This is a genomic window from Lacticaseibacillus chiayiensis, assembly GCF_004123795.1.
Classification (GTDB): domain Bacteria; phylum Bacillota; class Bacilli; order Lactobacillales; family Lactobacillaceae; genus Lacticaseibacillus; species Lacticaseibacillus chiayiensis.
On sequence record NZ_MSSM01000015.1, the window covers coordinates 47,418 to 64,826 of the forward strand.

Consider the following 17,409-nt stretch of genomic DNA (forward strand, 5'->3'; position numbering starts at 1 on the left):
GCAGACATGCGTGCCTGTGATTCGGAAGTCCTCTTTTCGTGCGGCAACTTACTTGCCATTCGGTTTGTGTTCCATATAATCCTTCAGCGTGGCGACGACGGAAGAATCCGGCATCTCACGCATAGATTTGATGTTGTGAATATGTTCCACTGATACATGGCTGTTAAGCGCCATCTCCGTGTCCGTTAGATGATTTTTGCGCTGGAAATCGATAATTTCCCGTGAAAATGCACTGATTTGATCTTTTTCAGCCAAAACGATTCCTCCTCGTGAGCCTTTACTAACAGTATAACGATTTTTGTCAAGGTGCGCACGTATGACATTTAATCGTAACTTTGTCGCGATTCAGTAGCGAAAAGGATAGGTTGCAAAGATGGCATACAAGGCGATATTCGAAAAATGGTCATGGGATAAACTTAAAGATTGCAATAGCGAACAAATGTTTGTATAATGAAGATGTACCAAAAGAGAGCGTCAAAACTGCCAACATCCCGATGATAAAACAGTTGATTTGGTGAGGCTTAGACAAGGTTGCCAGTCGCTCGATGATGTGAGAAGTATTGCCTTGATTTGAAAGGTAAGGTGAGCTTATGGAACATTATGCTTACTTGCAAGACTTAGCCGCTAGTCAAAGTGACCGTGATTTGCGTGTGCGGATTTGGGACAATAAGAATATCATCATTCGGCGAAACCAGAGCCAGCATCAAGGTTTGGCAACCCAAGTCTGGGATGCCTGGTTGCGTCAGGAATTGCGACGCTTTAACGGATTTGAGCCGATTATTGAAGTGGATGACTTTTCGGGTCATCAGGAAATCAAGTTTTTTAAAGAGAATGAACTGGCCGATGCCGTTCACTTTATTCTGCAGGGTGAAGGAACGATTGAAACAGCCAGTTGAGGGGGTTGTTGAGTCGCAGTGTCAGTGATACTGCGACTTTTTGAGTACTCACAGCCAAACAGTGCACCTCACCAATTATGTAAGCTTTTACAACCCCGCAGTTATCAGTATACTGGACTTAATGAGGTGAGGACGATGAAGGCGATTATTTTATATGCGTCAATCACGGGCAATGCTAAGGGAATGGCTCGGATTGAGCAGCAGTTTTTTGAACATTATGGGTGGGATGTCACGCTTGGCGAAATGATTCAGACAGATCCGAGCAAGATTAAAGATTATGACGTGTTGGTTTTGGCGACCTATACTTGGACTGGTGGCGTCATTCCGGAAGAAACGCAGGATTTTTATGAGGATCTAAGCAATCTCGACTTCTCTGAGAAGCCGCTGGTTTTTGGCGTGCTCGGCACCGGTGATCCATATTACGGCAAGGATTACAATACGGCACCGGAGTTGTTTGAAGCGGTTTTGCGGGCGAGCGGAGCGGTTCAGGGGGCAGCGCCGGTCAAAATCGCGCTGAATGTTAAGCAAGAAGAAATACCCCAATTTGCGACGTTCACGCAGAGCCTTATCAAGCAAGCAGAAGCAGTTCAAAGTGAGAAGTAACCTAAAGTGGCGTGGTATACTAAAGCCAGAAAGTGCTCCCCAGCGCAGAAGCCTGTATGTAAGGACCTTGGTCGCAATGGCCAAGCCCGGGCTATCACGCCCCAGGCCACTTACACTCCGGCTTCTAACCGCGCTGGCTCGCGCTCACCATAACGCGCTCCCCAGCGCAGAAGCCTGCATGTAAGGACCTTGGTCGCAATGGCCAAGCCCGGGCCATCACGCCCCAAGGCCACTTACACTCCGGCTTCTAACCGTGCTGGCTCGCGCTCACCAGAAAGTGAGGGGTCTTCATGAGTGAGGAAATTGTTTTCTTCAATCCCGGCGATGCAGTTGCCAATGATTATGACTTTGCCGCTGCTCGACGTAGCGCACAAATCTATAAGGCACAACACGTCGTTGATGAAGGATTGGTTGTTGCAAAGGATAAAGGCGGCAAATACTCGGTTTTCTATGAAGCGGCTGGCACGCCTGACGCAAAGGCAAAGGGTGACTATAAGAATGTTGGCAAGTATACGATTCTGGCTCACCTATGACGAAGACAACCTGGTATCGTGTCGCATTGGTGGCAATTGCCATTGTTCTCATTGCGGTTATTTATGACTTCATGCAACAACATCAAATTGCGAATCCGTTTTTGGTAGGCGGCTTGGGCTTAACTCTCGGCGTTGTTCTCGCGATGCTTTTAGCCAGTTTCTGGCAACCACATAATTCGCAAAAGCACTAAATGATTGAAACGATGATTGTTCAAAAATAAAACGCCAGACAACCTGAAGCCAATCACTTGGCGATTGCGGTTGCTTGACGTTTTTAATTATGGTGAGCGATTGGTTAACCATTAACAACATATTGCGGCTGTTTGCCGTTCAAAACAGCGAGTGTATTGTCCGTTACGATTTTGGCCATGGCATCACGTGCCTCGACTGTTGCGTTGCCGATGTGCGGCGTTAACACAACGTTGTCGAGAGCTTTGAGTCCTGAACTGACATGCGGTTCAGCTTCATAGACGTCTAAAGCAGCACCAGCCAGACGGTGAGCCGTCAGCTGCTCAAGCAAGGCGGTTTCATCAATCAAAGGACCACGTGCCGCGTTGATGAGATAAGCACTTGGCTTCATCGTTGCCAGTGCTTGGGCATTGAGTAAATGGTGAGTGGCCGGAACCAGCGGCAAATGAAGCGTGACGATATCACTTTGCTTCAACAATGTGGTCTGATCCGTAAAGGTCGCTCCTAGTGCCTGTTCAGCCTCGCGCTTCAGGCGGTGATGCTGCGTGTATAGAATTTTGGCATCAAATGCGTGCACGCGTTTGGCGACGGCCTGGCCGATTTGTCCCATGCCGATGATGCCGACTGTTTTGCCGGCAAGTTCGTGGCCTAAGAAGAACGTCGGTGCCCAGCCAGAAAAACCGGGACCGCGCATTAAGCGATCGCCTTCTGTGACTCGATGTAAAACTGCCAGCATCAAGGCTAGTGTCACCTCGGCTGTTGACGTGGTTGAAACTTTTGGTGTGTTCGTCACCAGAACGCCCTGAGCCTTGGCAGCGGTGACGTCAATGTTATTGAAGCCGGCACCGTAATTTGCAACGAGTTTCAGATGTGGCGCTTTTGCGAGTGTTGCTGCTGTGACAGGCGTTGAAAGCGCCGTAATGAGAACTTCAGTGTTAGCTAAATGACTTTGGAGCTCATCTTCAGTAATGAGTCCCTTACCGTTGTACGTGTCAAAATCCACTCCGGCTTTTTGCAATGCCGCGTTGGCGGACTTAGGCAAAGCTGCTGAAACATAAACCTGTGGCATCGATATTGCCTCCCTTAGGTCAAACCGAACCTACGACAAAATTCATTTATTACTTACCCTAAGTGTAATACAGGTTCCGCCAAATGAATAAAATCGCGACCATCTTTTCCAAGCACCGAAGATGACATAGGACGCCATTAAGGTTCAAAAAGAAACAAGAACTGACGTGCACGATCAATTTGTGTTACACTCATAATGGTAACAAAAAGTAAGCAAAGGGGATTGATCGTTGATGGCAACTTTAACGCAAGAAATGAAAGATATGATCGGTGCACAGCTTAACTACTTGGCAACCGCTGATGAACACGGCAATCCGCAAGTCGGCCCCAAAGGCACGATGCGGGTTTTGGATGATCATCACTTGATTTACAACGAAGAAACCGGTAAACAGGCGTGGCATAACCTGCAGTACTCCAAAAAGGCCGCAGTTGCTTCGGTTGATTACAAAGCTTTGAAGGGTTTTCGTTTTGAAGGTACAGTTGAGTTCCATCATGATGACAAGATTTTTGAAGATGCCCAGGCGTTTGCCAAGGAGCGTCACTTACCGGCAGCCATCAGTGCTGTGGTCATCAATGTGGAGCGCATTTATAAGCTTGATGCCGGCCCGAATGCTGGCGATTTGATTGAAGGCTAATGGTCGAACCATTACCACATGTTGAGTGTGGCTTAGATCCAAAGGTTTTCAGTCGCCCCGTTAATCTTTTTAATTAACGGATTAATATTCCCGTCGTTGTGTAAATCGCATAACGACGGGATTTTTTGTGGTTTAAATTAAATACTAATTGTTATTATTAGCATATTTATTGCGAATGCTCAGTCCGTTTCGTTAAGCTTAAGATAGTTCAAAAGTTGTTAGTCGTCACGCGCTCCCCGGCGCAGAAACCTGCGTGTAAGGACCTTGGTCGCAATGGCCTAAGCCCGGGTCATCACGCCCAAGGCCACTTACACTCCGGTTTCTAACCGCGCCGGCTCGCGCTCACAAAACAGAAAGGGTGAGAACCATGATGCATTTAATTTGGACACTGATTATCGGTGCCGTGATTGGCTGTATTGGACAGCTGATCGTTGATCGAGACATGCCGCTTGGCTGGCTTGGCAATATTATCGGCGGGCTTATCGGTGCATGGCTCGGCACGGCATTACTTGGCAACTGGGGGCCGTCGCTGGCTGGCATGGCCTTAATTCCGGCAATTATCGGCGCGGTGATTGTTGTCTTCCTTGTTTCCTTGCTGCTAGGTACGACACGGCGCAAGGCATAGGGGGCAGTAAAAGATGAAACCGATAACGAAAGGATTGTTTGGCTTCGTTGCCATTTGCGGTTTGTTGCAGAGCGCGGGTTTGGCGCTATTACTTTGGCCCAATCGTGAATTTACCCAGTTCTATTTGCAACAGGCAGTGTGGATGCGGCCAGTCATGATCGGTTTGACCGGACTAGTGATGCTTGTTTTTCTGATCATGCTGCTGGTAGCCATTTTCCGGCGCTCGACAGCCAACGCCTTGATACTGGCTGGCGATGACGGCGATTTGACACTTGATAAAAGTGCCATTGAAAATACGGTGGCCAAAGCCATTGTCGCTCGTCATTTTGCCAAATCAGTGGACGTGGACGTCAGCATTAGAAAGAAGCAAGTGGCTCGCATGCGAATCGCCGCCTTTTCCGGGAATGGTAAAGAGCTGAAACAAGAGGCGAAGCAGATTGAAGAAACTGCGCGCCAGAAGCTGCAGGAATGTCTGGGCGTTCCCGTCAAACATGTGCGGGTACAGCTGCTTCCGGCAACGAAGGTCAAGGCCAAAACTGCCCGGGTCATTTGATGTCGCGGATGGATGAAGGTTGATTGCCGGTCAATCCGGGTGCGCACCTAAGCATCGTTGGCATCAGCGTTCATCAGCTACGAAAGGGTGATAACAGCATGCAGCAAGGAACAATCGGAGCTGTGATTGGCGTCATTCTTGCCTTTGCCTGGATGCGTTTCGGGTTCATGGGCATGATGCTTGTCGTGATTTTTGGCGGATTAGGCTGGCTCATTGAGCGTTATCTTGTTCCTAACTGGGGCAACCTCATGAGCTGGCTAACGTCTGGCAAAGATGCATTTAGTAAAGGAAAGTAGGTGAGTTGATGGATGCAGTAGCACCGCCAAAACCCGTACCGGCACCAAAAGCAGACCAGCACGAGACGTTGATGGCGAATAGTCGGGTGACGTTTGAAGATAAAGTCATCGAAAAAATTGCCGCGATTTGTGCCCAGAATGTCGATGGCATTTTGGGGATGGATGGTTCCGTGATGGATAATCTGACTGAAACTTTTTCCAGCGGTGAGAACATTACCAAAGGCATCTCGGCGGAAGTCGGGGAAAAGCAGGTTGCGATCGATATGGACGTTTTCCTGGAATTCGACAGCAACGCCCAGACTATTTTCAAACAGCTGTGCGAAAGGATCAGCGCACAAATCGAGCGCATGACCGGCCTACAGTTAATTGAATTGAACATGCATGTCAAAGACGTGTTGACCAAACGCGAATGGCAAAAACGTTAAATCACGAAACGACCTCAAAAAAAGGAGCGATTAAGATGGATAACAACAAACAAAACGGCATCAAGAAGGAACTTAAATTTGACGACGCGGTGATTGCTAAAATCGTCGGGATCACCTGCAATGAAGTCGAAGGCGTCTACTCGCTTGAAGGCGGCATGATGGCGAATATCACTGATATGTTCACCAAAGATGAAGATCCGACAAAAGGTGTCAGCGTTGATTTAAGTGATGACAAAGATGTTTCCGTATCGCTTGATGCCACGGTTCGCTATGGTGAAAACGTACCGGACATCTTCAACAAAGTCACCATGGCTGTGGCCAAAAATGTGCGGCAAATGACCGGCTTGAATGTCACTGAAGTCAAGATGACGGTCAAAGACATGCTGACAAGAGAAGAAATCGCCCGCAATGAGGCAAAAGATAAAGAGAAGGACAACGAAAGAGAAGGACAACGAAAAAGAGATGCAACCAGCCTAAGAGCGTGAACTGGCGCGGTTAGAAGTCGGAGTGTAAGTGGCCTCAGGCGTGATGGCCCGACCTTGGCCATTGCGCCTGAGGTTCTTACACGCAGACTTCTGGCCCAGTGAACGCATTTCAACACAAAAGGGATAACCCCAGCCAACGGGGCTATCCCTTTTTAGCTACTCTCATTGCATTTGGCCAACTGGACAACGCTCAAAAAATTGTCCGCCATAAAATAATCGCTGTTTTAAATAGTCGCGAACCTTAATTAATTGACCTTCCCACGGATAACCTTTAGAATTTTCATCATTATGGATAAGGAGGAACAGCATGGAATATTTGAAATTACTCGGCATTGTGATCATTGTTGTCGGCTTTGCTTTGAAGTGGGATACCACAGCGGTTGTGGTGCTGGCCGCGATTGTAACGGCTGTCTTCTCCGGCATGAGCATTCCGGACTTATTGACGACATTGGGCCAGAGTTTCGTTGACAATCGAATGGTGTCCTTGTTCTTCTTGACACTGCCTATGATCGGCTTGGTTGAAAGCCATGGCTTAAAAGAAGTGGCGGTCAACGGCATTCAAAAACTTAAAAAGCTCACGCCCAGTCGTATTTTGAACCTTTACTTATTGATCCGCGAATTAGGCGGTGTTTTTGGCATTTCATTGTCTGGCCAGGTGCAGTTTGTCCGTCCGTTGATTACGCCAATGGTCACCGCGGCGGCTGAATCCAAACGTAAACTGACAGATAAGGAAATTGATCTCATCAAAGCGCGGTCGGCAGCGACAGATAATTTCGGTAACTTTTTTGCCCAGAATCTGTTTGTGGCAACAGCGGGAGTCTTATTGATCGCCAGTACGATGAAAGGCCTCAAGCATCCGGTTGAACCCATGCAGGTCGTGTTGGCGTCTATTCCTGTTGCGATCATCACATTAGTCGTTGTGGCTATTTATAATCGCTGGTTTGATCGCCAGTTTGAGAACGCGACAGGCAGCAGCAAAGGGGGCAAGCGCTAATGGTTGATACCTTGCTTTTAGTCCTTTATGCCCTGATTGGCGTCGTGATGGCCATAGCCGGGATTGAATCGTTTCGCGCAAAAGATAACCCGGCGCGCATTGGAACTGGCTTATTTTGGCTCATCATGGCGGTTATTTTCGCTTTTGGCACATTACTACCGGCCATGATTGTCGGAGTCTTGGTTGTCGTCATCGGCGTTCTGGCCTTGTTCAAGCAGATTCAAATCGGAAAAATCAAACCGGTTGACGGTGTGCATGCGGCTCAGGCTGCCAAGCGACTCGGTGGCTGGGTCTTTGCTCCGAGCGTCGTGTTGGCTGTTGTTTCGATCGGTGTTGCCCAGTTTACCAAGCTTGGCGGGCAAGTCGGCATCGGGATCGGCGCGGCAGTTTCCTTAATTGTTGCGATCATCATGACAAGAGCATCTGGAAAAATGGTTTATAGTGATACGCAGCGGATGGTTCGCTCAGTTGGCGCTGCTGGGATTTTACCGCAGTTATTGGCAACCTTAGGGGCAGTCTTCACGGCAGCTGGTGTCGGTTCACTAACAGCTAAGTTAATTGCTGGCCTGTTTCCGGCTGGTAGTCATCTGGGTGGCGTCATCTTATACTGTGTGGCGATGGCCTTGTTCACGATTATTATGGGAAATGCATTTGCGGCCTTTGCGGTGATTACCGCCGCCATTGGGATTCCATTTGTCATTGCCCAAGGTGCCAATCCGGCGATTGTTGCGGCGATTGGCATGACGTCGGGGTATTGTGGGACCTTACTGACACCGATGGCAGCCAACTTTAACAGTCTGCCGGTTGCGTTGCTGGAAATGGACGATCCATTGGGCGTCATCAAGCAACAGGCACCGATTGCCGTGCTGTTACTGGTGATTCAAATTGGCTTGATGTATTTCTTGGCATTTTAGAAAGGATACTGATTATGAAGATTCTTGTAACGGGTTTTGACCCTTTTGGCGATGATAAAATTAATCCGGCAATTGAGGCGGTTAAACGCTTGCCAGACGAAATTAGCGGCGCAACGATTGTGAAGCTGGAAATTCCGACTAAGTTTAACGTGTCTGCTGACGTGGTTCATGATGCGATTGTGAAAGAAAAGCCGGACTATGTGCTTAGTATTGGCCAAGCTGGCGGTCGCTTTGAATTGACGCCGGAGCGAGTGGCTATCAACTTGGATGATGGCCGGATTAAAGACAATGCCGGTTATCAGCCGCTGAACCATACGATTCACGAAGATGGGCAAACGGCTTATTTTACCCAGCTGCCGATTAAAGCGATGGCAAAAGCGATTCGCGAAGCCGGCGTCCCGGCCGCAGTTTCCAATACAGCCGGCACCTATGTCTGCAACCACATTTTCTATCAGGTGCAATACATGCGCGACAAGGAATTTCCGACCATCAAAGCCGGCTTTATGCACATTCCATTTTTGCCGGAGCAAGTCGTTGCCCGACCAGAAACGCCTGCATTGTCGCTTGAGGACGATGTAAAGGGCATCACGGCGGCGATCAAGGCGATTGTTGAACGCGATGGTAAGGGTGATCTTGAAACTGTGGAAGGTAAGAATCATTAAACACAGTATGGTGAGAGCACGTTACTAAAATTAAAAATCGAAAGCTCATGCTTCTAATAGAAACAATCTCCGTATTTTCCGTTTCCTTCCCATAGGCGATATAATAATAGTGGTAGAAAGTTTTCACTCAATGAACCTATACAAGGAGGGTGATTGCGTGAGTATCGGGATTATTGGATCAGGGAATGTAGGCCGTGCGCTTGGTCAGCTTTTCAGTCATGTTGGTGAAAAGGTGATTTTGTCACATCGGCATGGTGTGGCTTCGTTGGCGCCGGTTATTGCGGAAATGCGGTCGACGGTCGAAGCAGGCACCGTCGCGGAGGCGGCTGATCAAGATATTGTCGTGTTGGCAGTGCCGTTCAATGCGCTAGACGAGTTGCCGACAAAGGTAAAAGCAGATGCGGTCGTGATTGATGCGACGAACTATTTTCCTAGCCGTGATGGCGAGCGCCCGGCATTGACCGAGCATCGCACAACTTCTTCGGAGCTGGTGGCGCAGCACTTCGGTACCAAGAAAGTGGTGAAGGCGTTCAACACCATTGCCATGACGAAGATCCGCAGTCTGGCTAAGCCGAACCAGTCAAGCGATCGAATTGCGATTCCGATTGCCGGCGATGATGCTGAGGCCAAACAAATCGTGACGGACTTGATTATGAAAATCGGGTTTGACGCCGTGGATCTTGGTGATTTAGCAGATAGCTATCCGGCACAGGCAGATGGCCCGTTGTTCCTGTTTACGGGAGATGCCGATCAGGTGCGGGCGCAGGCAAATAAATAACGGAAAGCTGCTGTTCATGCGCGTGTCATTTTAGGCTCGGGCATGAGGCAGCTTTCCGTTTTATTGATACGTCTAAAATCTAAAAGAGATCAAGGCCGAATCGTTCAGCGCCGGGCGCAGTGTTAGTGCGCAGGCTGTCCGATGCGGTCTTTGTGATTTTGTACGATCATTTTGGCAATGGCTTTGGCGATGTTCTGGTTTTTGAGGATAGGCCCATGGGAATAACTGCCGATGGTATTCTTGTAGCGCATCCCTTCGACACCGTCTTCAGGATTGTTGCCGTAGCCTTCGATCATTTTGCCTAAAGGTTTAAGCTTGTTCTTGTCGTCAAAATAGGTTCGGCCGCTGTGGTTTTCAAACGCCTTAACGGTTCCAAATTCAGTTTGGTACTTGGTGTCGCCAATCATACGACTATCGGGTTTGAACACCGTGTGCAGCGGCAAAATGCCAAGCCCCTTGATCACGGTGCCTTCACTGGTCTTGTAATAATCGCCTAGCAATTGATAGCCACCGCAAATCGCCAGCATCGGTTTGCCATTTTCGATATATTGGCCCAACGTTTTCGCGTAACGCAACAAATCTTTGGCCACGACAGTTTGTTCATAATCCTGACCGCCGCCGAAGAAAATAAAGTCATAGTCGTTGGCGTTGAAGTCGTCGCCGAGGCTGATGTTATCGACTCGCACTTGGTAGCCTTGTTGATTCAACAAATAGCGCAGAATTTTAACATCGCCGCTGTCGCCATAGGTATTCATGAGATCTTCGTACAAGTACGCGATTTTGATTGTGTCTGCCATGAATCAAGTGCCTCCGTTTGGTTTGATTGGCAACAGCTTATCACAAATTCATGATGAAAGAGAAGTCCTCGCATTGGGCGGCTGACACTTCGGCATCAAAACAATGCGGTTAAAGATCGGTCATTGTAAATCGTGATCGGTTCTTTAACCGCATTGACGTTTAAGCTCTGACGTTCGCCAAAATGCTAGCGCTTGTGAGCCTTGATCCAAGGCTGGGCCTTTTCCTCGATCGCCTTATAAATCGCATCCATATCAGGATAATCACTAATCTCAAATACGAATTCATCAGGCTGATCATGAAAAGTCGGTTTGTTGTTTAAAATGATATTCAACTGATCGAACTGGTTGTCACCGGTATCTTTCCGGATCTGATACGTGAAAAACGCCGCTTCATAGTTCTGAATATTGTCGGGTTCTTCATATAAGACTTCCATGAACTGATGATCGGTTCGATAGTTATCTTTTTTTAATTTGTCCCACAAAGCCTGATACTGCTGATGCAAATCAGTCAGTTGGGCATCGGTCAGTTGTTCGTTTTCCTTGATTTCTTTGCCGTCTAATTCCATTTTTTTCGCCTCTGAGTTAAGTTACTATTTCATTATCGAACTGTCAGGAAAGATTGTCAAAACGGTTCAGCGTTTATCATCGCACAACCTGTTTTCACGTGTTGCTTAATATAGAAAAAGTTGCCAAGGGACTACACGCCTATATCCATTTTTGACCCGTTTTCACGTCAAGAAGACGGTTGAGCACACGGCACTTTTACGTTACACTTGACAGGTACGTGAAACCTTGTTTGTTCCACAAAATCAAATTGAAAAAACGGAGGCAGACATGGATCCAACAGCTTTTGTCCACGCTCTGGCTGATCACGGCATCGTCTTGGATGACCGCCAGCAGGATCAGTTCGCGGCTTATTACCAATATCTGATCAGCGAGAATGAGAAAATGAATCTGACGGGCATCACAGCTGAAGGGGACGTCTACCTCAAGCACTTTTATGACTCATTGACGCTGGGGATGGTGCTGCCGGATTTGCAAAGCCAGCCGTTATCGCTTTGTGATGTCGGTGCCGGTGCCGGTTTTCCTTCGATTCCGCTTAAAATTGCGTTTCCGCAGTTAAAAATCACAATTGTCGACTCATTGCAAAAACGGATCGGCTTCCTCGAACGCTTGACGGCACGCTTAAAATTGACAGATGTTCAGCTATTCCATGATCGCGCCGAAACTTTTGGTGCCAAAAAATCAGCACACCGCGGCCAATTCGATTTGGTCACAGCCCGTGCAGTGGCGGCGCTTAATATTTTAGCTGAACTGTGCCTGCCACTGGTGAAGCAACAAGGGCGATTTGTGGCCATGAAAGCTGCCGCAACAGCAGAAGAACTCATCGCCGCCAAGCCGGCAATCAGCTTGTTGGGCGGCAAGTTAGTCCAGGATACGGCGCTAACTTTACCGGAAACGGGCGATACCCGGCATTTGCTGGTGATCGAGAAAGTGAAGGCAACACCAAATAAGTACCCTCGCAAGCCAGGGGTACCAAAGAAGCAACCATTGGGAGGTGCATAACGCGTGGCTTTATCATTTTTTGGCCATAAAAAGCCAAACGACGAGACTGTTGTGCAACAGTTACCATTGAATGCCATTACCCCCAATCAGTTTCAACCGCGGAAAGTCTTTTCAGCAGATTCGATTCAGGAGCTGGCGGCGACGATTAAGGAACATGGCTTGCTGCAACCGATTATCGTGCGTGAATATGCACCAGATCAATATGAAATCATTGCTGGGGAGCGGCGTTATCGGGCGATGCAGTTGTTGGGCTGGGAAAAAGCACCGGCAATTGTCCAGAAGATGGATAATGACGAAAGCGCGTCCATGGCACTGGTTGAAAACCTGCAACGCGAAGGCTTGAGTGCGATTGAAGAAGGCCAGGCGTATGTGGCTTTGATGAAGCTCAACCAGTTGACCCAAGGCGCCTTGGCCCAGCAACTAGGCAAGAGTCAGGCATTTGTTGCTAACAAGATCCGCTTGCTGAAGCTCGATGCCCCGGTTCAGGAAGCCATCATGAAAGGGGTCATCAGCGAGCGGCACGGCCGAGAGCTACTGAAGCTTGATGAGGATCGCCAGGAACAGGCATTACACCAAATCGTGTCAGATAAACTAACAGTCAAAGAAACGGCTGGTTTGGTCAATGAATGGTTAAGACCAAAAAAACCAGAGAAAAAGCCCAAGCCAAAAGTTCGTCGGTCAGCCGTTAGCCACGATACCCGCATTGCCTGGAATACGCTGAAACGTTCAGTCAAAATGATTCGCGATACCGGTATGACCGTCACGGCCAAAGAAGAAGATACCGATGACGCTTACCGCATGATTATCGAGATTCCGAAAGAGAAGAGATAGGGGGAGCTCATGACACACATCATCGCTGTCGCCAATCAAAAAGGCGGGGTTGGCAAGACAACAACGACTATTAATCTAGGGGCCTGTTTAGCTAACCTTGGTAAAAAAGTCCTGATTGTGGACGTTGACGCTCAAGGCAATGCCACGAGTGGGGTCGGGGTGCAAAAAGCCCAAGTTGAAAAAGACATTTACGATGTTTTGGTTAATGAAGATCCGATTACCGAAGCCATTTTGCCAACCAAACATAAAAATCTGTCCATCGTCCCTGCAACCATCCAGTTAGCCGGTGCCGAAATCGAGCTAACCAGTCAAATGGCGCGGGAGATGCGCTTGAAATTGGGTCTTCATCCGATCGAGGATCAGTACGATTACATTTTGATCGATTGCCCGCCTTCATTGGGTCAGCTTTCAATCAATGCGTTTACGGCGAGTGATTCGATTCTGATTCCGGTTCAAAGTGAGTATTATGCGTTGGAAGGCCTGAGCCAGTTGCTTAACACCGTTCGGCTTGTCCAGAAACATTTCAATCCAAATCTGGCGATCGAAGGGGTGTTGCTGACCATGTATGATGCCCGCACGAACCTTGGCGCGCAGGTGATCGATGAAGTGCGCAAGTATTTTGGCGATAAAGTCTATGCAACCGTGATTCCGCGGATTACCCGATTGGCAGAGGCGCCGAGTTATGGTCTCCCGATCGTGGATTTTGATCCAAAGTCGCGCGGATCTGAAGTTTACGAAGCTTTAGCCAAGGAGGTGCTGGCTGCTCATGGCGAATAAGAACAGTAAAGGACTAGGGCGTGGCATTGACGCCATTTTCAAAGATTTTGAAAGCCCTGATCTGAGTGCTAATAATACCGTTGAGGAACTGCCACTGGTCGATATTCGACCGAACCCGTATCAACCGCGCAAAACGTTTGATCAGGAAGGCTTGAAGGAACTGGCGGATTCCATCAAGCAAACCGGTGTTTTCCAGCCGATTATTGTGCGCAAAAGCGTTTCCGGTTATGAAATCATCACAGGTGAGCGGCGTTTTCGTGCGTCTAAACTAGCTGGCAAGGAAACGATTCCCGCAATTGTCCGCGATTTTAACGATCCAGAAATGATGGAAATCGCGGTGCTTGAAAATCTGCAACGCGAGGATCTGACGCCACTGGATGAGGCACAGGCTTATGAGACGTTGATCAAGCGCTTAAACCTGACGCAAGCAGAAGTTTCCGCACGGCTAGGCAAAAGTCGGCCGTACATTGCCAACTATCTACGTTTGTTAACGTTACCGCAGCAAGTCAAGCAAATGTTAAGTGCCAATCAGCTATCAATGGGGCAGGCGCGAACCTTGTTAAGTCTCAAAGACAAAACCAAGATGGTCAGTGTTGCCAAGAAGACCATTAGTGAAAATTTAACGGTTCGCCAGCTTGAACGGCTAATCAATCAGATGAACGCCGGGACAAGTCGCTCGACATCAAAAGAAAAGCCTAAATCACCGTATGTCCGAGCGACCGAAAACCAGTTGGGTGAGCGCTTCGGCACGAAAGTCAATATTAATGAAGGCAGTAAAGGCAAAGGCAAGATCGAAATTGATTTTACATCCGAGCAAGATCTCAACCGGATCTTGGCGATGCTAGACGTCAATATCGATTAACCGGCCAACACTCTGGAGGTAGACGAATGTACCAATTACATGATTTGGTTCAAATGAAGAAGCCGCATGCATGTGGAACGAATAAATGGGAAGTCATTCGCCTAGGCGCCGACATTAAGATTCGTTGCACGGGGTGCGGTCACATCGTCATGATGTCGCGCCGTGATTTTGAGAAGCGGCTTAAGAAAGTTTTAGGTCAGGCAGAACAGACAGATTAATCATAGAAAGTGTGAAATAAGCAAATGGCTTTAACAGCAGGTATTGTCGGGCTTCCCAATGTCGGTAAGTCCACACTTTTTAACGCAATCACAAAAGCAGGCGCCGAAATGGCCAATTATCCGTTTGCGACCATTGATCCCAATGTCGGGATGGTCGAAGTGCCGGATAAGCGGTTGGCGCGGATTGACGAATTGATTCCGGCTAAGAAAATTATTCATACGACTTTTGAGTTTACGGATATTGCCGGGATTGTGAAAGGCGCTTCCAAGGGTGAGGGGCTTGGCAACAAGTTTCTGGAAAACATTCGCCAGGTAGATGCGATTGTGCACGTTGTTCGGGCATTTGATGACGACAACATTACCAGCGTCACCGGTAAAGTCGATCCGTTGGAAGACATGGCCACGATTAACATGGAACTGGCGATCGCCGATTTGGATTCGGTCAATAAACGATATGCTAAAGTCGAAAAAGTTGCTCGTACCCAAACCAAAGACAAGGAAGCCCAAACGGAGTTTAAAGTGTTGCAAAAGATCAAGCCGGTTCTTGAAGACGGCGGGATGGTGCGCAGTATTGACTTTGATAAAGATGAACAAAAGATCGTCAAGGGCTTGTTCTTGTTAACGAGCAAACCGGTGCTTTATGTTGCCAATATTGCGGAAGAAGCCATGGCTGATCCGGATTCCGTCGATTACGTCAAACAAATCAAAGCCGAAGCGGCCAAAGAAGGCGCTGAAGTGATTGCTATTTCGGCCAAGACCGAAGAGGAAATTGCCGAACTGGATGATGACGAAAAAGCCGACTTTTTGGCGGCAGAAGGCGTCGATGAATCCGGTTTGGATAAACTCATCAAGGCTAGCTATCATTTGCTGGGCTTAGCAACTTTCTTTACGGCGGGCGGCAAGGAAACCCGCGCCTGGACGTTTAAACGCGGCATGAAGGCGCCTCAAGTTGCCGGTATCATTCATTCGGACTTTGAGCGCGGCTTTATCCGGGCCGAGACGATGTCATTTACGGATCTGGACAAATATGGTTCCGTACAGGCAGTCAAGGAAGCTGGACGTTATCGCTCTGAAGGTAAGGAATATCAAGTGCAAGATGGGGATATCATTGAATTTCGGTTCAATGTTTAATGTGCAAGCCGAAAAGTCGCACACGATGATGATGACTTTAAGATAGGAGTTACAAATGGCAAAGAAGCAAACAACGGACACGAACCAAACAGTAGACAGCGCTGCAGTTGATCAACAGCAGACTGCGGCATCGTCCGCGGCTGATGTGCAGCAGTCGGCAGCAACGATGGCGAGCAAGAATGCCCATGTTAAACAAGAGCGGCCAGCCACGACTGTACCGGAAATGATCGCAAAGCTGACGAATAAGAATAACGAATATGTTTTCAAGCTGCGGCGTGAATTAAAGGACGGCGGGATGAGTGATGCGGATGAGGAAGCATTGCTTAAAACAATGTTGCCGGAAATGATTACTGCCCAACGGCAAGGCAAACCGGCGAATCAACTTTATGGGCCGGTGACGGTAAAGGCAAGTGAAATTCTACACGCACCGAAGCCAGAACCGAAAAAGCCGCTTTGGTTGCTGGTTGCCGATCAAAGTCTGTTTTTCATGGCTATTCTCGCAGTTGTGTACGGGGTGATGACTTACATCAATCCGAAGTCGCAAAATAATGCTAGCAACAGTTTTGTTTATCTTGTCATGTTAAGTCTCATGGCTGGTCTTTTCTTTGTGTACTACGCTGATTGGATGGAACGGGACAAGAAGAATCGTCGCAGTGCCTGGTTAGTGCTAGGTAGCGGAATTGTGTTGGTTTTCGCAGTTACCATTATCGGTGGCGCCTTAACGATGCTTAACACACCATTGACCCGAGCAATGCCTTGGTTCGTCGATCTGATCATTGCCGTTGTCGCATATGGTTCCCACTGGTTTTTGCAACATCGGTATCATCTCAAGAGCTTTTTCCGGCGGTAGTGGGTTGAGTTTTAAAAGTAAGTTGATTTGCTAATGATGGTCACCTCAGTTAATGGGGTGGCTTTTTTTAACGCGCTCACTGACGCAGGAGTCTGCGTATAAGGACCTTGGTCGCAATGGCAAAAACCGCCATCACGCCCAAGGCCGCGTTCCCTTTTCTACCGATGATCCGCAATTTAAGCGCAATGTTTTCTACCATTTTGAATTGCCTGATCAGCATGTGACGGTGGGGTATAACTGGAACCTGATCGGCGGGGAAACGGCGGATGAGAAGGCTGCCGTTGTTTCGGTGAAGTTGCTAGCGATTGCTTCAGCAAGTTCCCAATCGAGTTCATCCCAAGCAAGTTCCAAAGCTTCGCAAAAGCCGAGTGCTGAGTCGTCAGTTGCATCTAGTCGGCCGTCGGTAAGCGCTTCGTCTTCGGAAAATCCATCGAAGGCATCCGCTACGGCATCACTAACCTCACAAACTTCCCAGGCAGCAACATCAGCAGCGAGCGGATCGAACCACGGTTTACCGCAAACCGGAGAAGCACTCGGGCAATCAGGACTTTTAGCCGGACTTGCAACGTTACTCTCGGCATTAGGTGCCTGGTTGTGGCGGCGACAAGGCTAAGAAAATCGGTTGAACACCGTCAATCAATGACCACAGAAGAATGGCTTTCCGTGTTAATCCGAACAATAGATATGGAGAAATACGCTCAATGGTGAAAAAGCGAACATT

General features: G+C 48.3%; 26 protein-coding genes. 22 read left to right on the plus strand and 4 right to left on the minus strand.

What is annotated here, in order from left to right; all coding sequences use genetic code 11:
• Window positions 1–48: 48 nt before the first annotated feature.
• Window positions 49–255 carry an LBP_cg2779 family protein gene (locus BVJ53_RS06985; protein WP_010489894.1) on the minus strand — a complete coding sequence of 69 codons (207 nt, stop codon included), beginning with the start codon at window positions 253–255 and terminating at the stop codon, window positions 49–51.
• A 335-nt stretch (window positions 256–590) separates the two neighbouring features.
• Between BVJ53_RS06985 and BVJ53_RS06990 the strand changes: the two genes are divergently transcribed.
• The 4 genes from BVJ53_RS06990 (at window position 591) to BVJ53_RS07010 (ending at window position 2,223) form a co-directional block, all read left to right on the plus strand.
• On the plus strand, window positions 591–896 hold the full coding sequence (locus BVJ53_RS06990; protein ID WP_129301789.1) for a hypothetical protein: 306 nt from the start codon (window positions 591–593) through the stop codon (window positions 894–896).
• 135 nt (window positions 897–1,031) lie between these two features.
• On the plus strand, window positions 1,032–1,499 hold the full coding sequence (locus BVJ53_RS06995; protein WP_129301790.1) for a flavodoxin domain-containing protein: 468 nt from the start codon (window positions 1,032–1,034) through the stop codon (window positions 1,497–1,499).
• 290 nt (window positions 1,500–1,789) lie between these two features.
• The gene (locus BVJ53_RS07005) at window positions 1,790–2,032 is read left to right on the plus strand and encodes a hypothetical protein (protein WP_129301791.1); all 243 of its coding nucleotides are present in this window, start codon (window positions 1,790–1,792) and stop codon (window positions 2,030–2,032) included.
• Entirely contained in the window at window positions 2,029–2,223 is a 195-nt protein-coding gene (locus BVJ53_RS07010) for a hypothetical protein (RefSeq protein ID WP_129301792.1), read from the plus strand. The genes BVJ53_RS07005 and BVJ53_RS07010 overlap by 4 nt, the downstream gene beginning before the upstream one ends.
• Window positions 2,224–2,327: 104 nt before the next feature.
• Here BVJ53_RS07010 and BVJ53_RS07015 read toward each other — a convergent pair whose 3' ends face one another.
• Window positions 2,328–3,290, minus strand: a complete 963-nt coding sequence (locus BVJ53_RS07015; protein ID WP_129301793.1) for a 2-hydroxyacid dehydrogenase family protein — start codon at window positions 3,288–3,290, stop codon at window positions 2,328–2,330.
• Window positions 3,291–3,522: 232 nt separating this feature from the next.
• On the opposite strand from BVJ53_RS07015, the gene BVJ53_RS07020 reads away from it, so the two are divergent.
• From BVJ53_RS07020 to BVJ53_RS07070, 10 genes are all read left to right on the plus strand, one after another.
• On the plus strand, window positions 3,523–3,924 hold the full coding sequence (locus BVJ53_RS07020; RefSeq protein WP_129301794.1) for a pyridoxamine 5'-phosphate oxidase family protein: 402 nt from the start codon (window positions 3,523–3,525) through the stop codon (window positions 3,922–3,924).
• Between the two features lie 367 nt (window positions 3,925–4,291).
• Window positions 4,292–4,549, plus strand: coding sequence for a GlsB/YeaQ/YmgE family stress response membrane protein (locus BVJ53_RS07030; RefSeq protein WP_129301795.1), 258 nt, complete (start codon window positions 4,292–4,294; stop codon window positions 4,547–4,549).
• Between the two features lie 13 nt (window positions 4,550–4,562).
• Window positions 4,563–5,102 (plus strand): alkaline shock response membrane anchor protein AmaP, encoded by a 540-nt coding sequence (gene amaP, locus BVJ53_RS07035; protein WP_129301796.1) that lies wholly within the window; start codon window positions 4,563–4,565, stop codon window positions 5,100–5,102.
• A gap of 98 nt (window positions 5,103–5,200) precedes the next feature.
• The gene (locus tag BVJ53_RS07040; protein WP_010489875.1) at window positions 5,201–5,398 is read left to right on the plus strand and encodes a hypothetical protein; all 198 of its coding nucleotides are present in this window, start codon (window positions 5,201–5,203) and stop codon (window positions 5,396–5,398) included.
• An 8-nt stretch (window positions 5,399–5,406) separates the two neighbouring features.
• Entirely contained in the window at window positions 5,407–5,823 is a 417-nt protein-coding gene (locus tag BVJ53_RS07045; RefSeq protein WP_129301797.1) for an Asp23/Gls24 family envelope stress response protein, read from the plus strand.
• A gap of 35 nt (window positions 5,824–5,858) precedes the next feature.
• Entirely contained in the window at window positions 5,859–6,308 is a 450-nt protein-coding gene (locus tag BVJ53_RS07050) for an Asp23/Gls24 family envelope stress response protein (RefSeq protein WP_129301798.1), read from the plus strand.
• 307 nt (window positions 6,309–6,615) lie between these two features.
• Window positions 6,616–7,302 carry a DUF969 domain-containing protein gene (locus BVJ53_RS07055; RefSeq protein ID WP_129301799.1) on the plus strand — a complete coding sequence of 229 codons (687 nt, stop codon included), beginning with the start codon at window positions 6,616–6,618 and terminating at the stop codon, window positions 7,300–7,302.
• Window positions 7,302–8,216: a DUF979 domain-containing protein gene (locus BVJ53_RS07060; RefSeq protein ID WP_129301800.1), complete on the plus strand. Its 915-nt coding sequence runs from the start codon at window positions 7,302–7,304 to the stop codon at window positions 8,214–8,216. Before BVJ53_RS07055 ends, BVJ53_RS07060 begins: the two co-directional genes overlap by 1 nt.
• Before the next feature lie 14 nt (window positions 8,217–8,230).
• Window positions 8,231–8,878 (plus strand): pyroglutamyl-peptidase I, encoded by a 648-nt coding sequence (pcp, locus tag BVJ53_RS07065; RefSeq protein ID WP_129301801.1) that lies wholly within the window; start codon window positions 8,231–8,233, stop codon window positions 8,876–8,878.
• Window positions 8,879–9,035: 157 nt separating this feature from the next.
• Complete coding sequence (locus tag BVJ53_RS07070) at window positions 9,036–9,656, plus strand: NADPH-dependent F420 reductase (RefSeq protein ID WP_129301802.1); 621 nt, start codon at window positions 9,036–9,038, stop codon at window positions 9,654–9,656.
• A gap of 122 nt (window positions 9,657–9,778) precedes the next feature.
• Here BVJ53_RS07070 and BVJ53_RS07075 read toward each other — a convergent pair whose 3' ends face one another.
• Window positions 9,779–10,453, minus strand: coding sequence for a type 1 glutamine amidotransferase (locus tag BVJ53_RS07075; protein ID WP_129301803.1), 675 nt, complete (start codon window positions 10,451–10,453; stop codon window positions 9,779–9,781).
• A 185-nt stretch (window positions 10,454–10,638) separates the two neighbouring features.
• Complete coding sequence (locus BVJ53_RS07080; RefSeq protein ID WP_129301804.1) at window positions 10,639–11,019, minus strand: hypothetical protein; 381 nt, start codon at window positions 11,017–11,019, stop codon at window positions 10,639–10,641.
• A 268-nt stretch (window positions 11,020–11,287) separates the two neighbouring features.
• Here BVJ53_RS07080 and rsmG point away from each other — a divergent pair, with 268 nt between their 5' ends.
• Genes rsmG through BVJ53_RS07125 form a run of 8 tightly spaced genes read left to right on the plus strand, consistent with a single transcriptional unit; the run spans window position 11,288 to window position 17,301 of the window.
• A complete protein-coding gene (gene rsmG, locus BVJ53_RS07090) occupies window positions 11,288–12,019 on the plus strand; it encodes a 16S rRNA (guanine(527)-N(7))-methyltransferase RsmG (protein WP_129301805.1) in 732 nt (243 codons plus the stop codon).
• 3 nt (window positions 12,020–12,022) lie between these two features.
• On the plus strand, window positions 12,023–12,850 hold the full coding sequence (gene noc, locus BVJ53_RS07095; RefSeq protein ID WP_129301806.1) for a nucleoid occlusion protein: 828 nt from the start codon (window positions 12,023–12,025) through the stop codon (window positions 12,848–12,850).
• Window positions 12,851–12,859: 9 nt separating this feature from the next.
• On the plus strand, window positions 12,860–13,627 hold the full coding sequence (locus tag BVJ53_RS07100; protein ID WP_129301807.1) for a ParA family protein: 768 nt from the start codon (window positions 12,860–12,862) through the stop codon (window positions 13,625–13,627).
• Window positions 13,617–14,489: a ParB/RepB/Spo0J family partition protein gene (locus BVJ53_RS07105; RefSeq protein ID WP_010489838.1), complete on the plus strand. Its 873-nt coding sequence runs from the start codon at window positions 13,617–13,619 to the stop codon at window positions 14,487–14,489. Before BVJ53_RS07100 ends, BVJ53_RS07105 begins: the two co-directional genes overlap by 11 nt.
• A gap of 26 nt (window positions 14,490–14,515) precedes the next feature.
• Complete coding sequence (locus BVJ53_RS07110) at window positions 14,516–14,707, plus strand: DUF951 domain-containing protein (RefSeq protein WP_010489835.1); 192 nt, start codon at window positions 14,516–14,518, stop codon at window positions 14,705–14,707.
• Window positions 14,708–14,731: 24 nt separating this feature from the next.
• Entirely contained in the window at window positions 14,732–15,838 is a 1,107-nt protein-coding gene (gene ychF / locus BVJ53_RS07115) for a redox-regulated ATPase YchF (protein WP_129301808.1), read from the plus strand.
• Window positions 15,839–15,893: 55 nt separating this feature from the next.
• Complete coding sequence (locus tag BVJ53_RS07120; RefSeq protein ID WP_129301809.1) at window positions 15,894–16,688, plus strand: DUF1129 domain-containing protein; 795 nt, start codon at window positions 15,894–15,896, stop codon at window positions 16,686–16,688.
• Window positions 16,689–16,740: 52 nt separating this feature from the next.
• Window positions 16,741–17,301: an LPXTG cell wall anchor domain-containing protein gene (locus tag BVJ53_RS07125; RefSeq protein WP_158280570.1), complete on the plus strand. Its 561-nt coding sequence runs from the start codon at window positions 16,741–16,743 to the stop codon at window positions 17,299–17,301.
• Window positions 17,302–17,409: the final 108 nt, after the last annotated feature.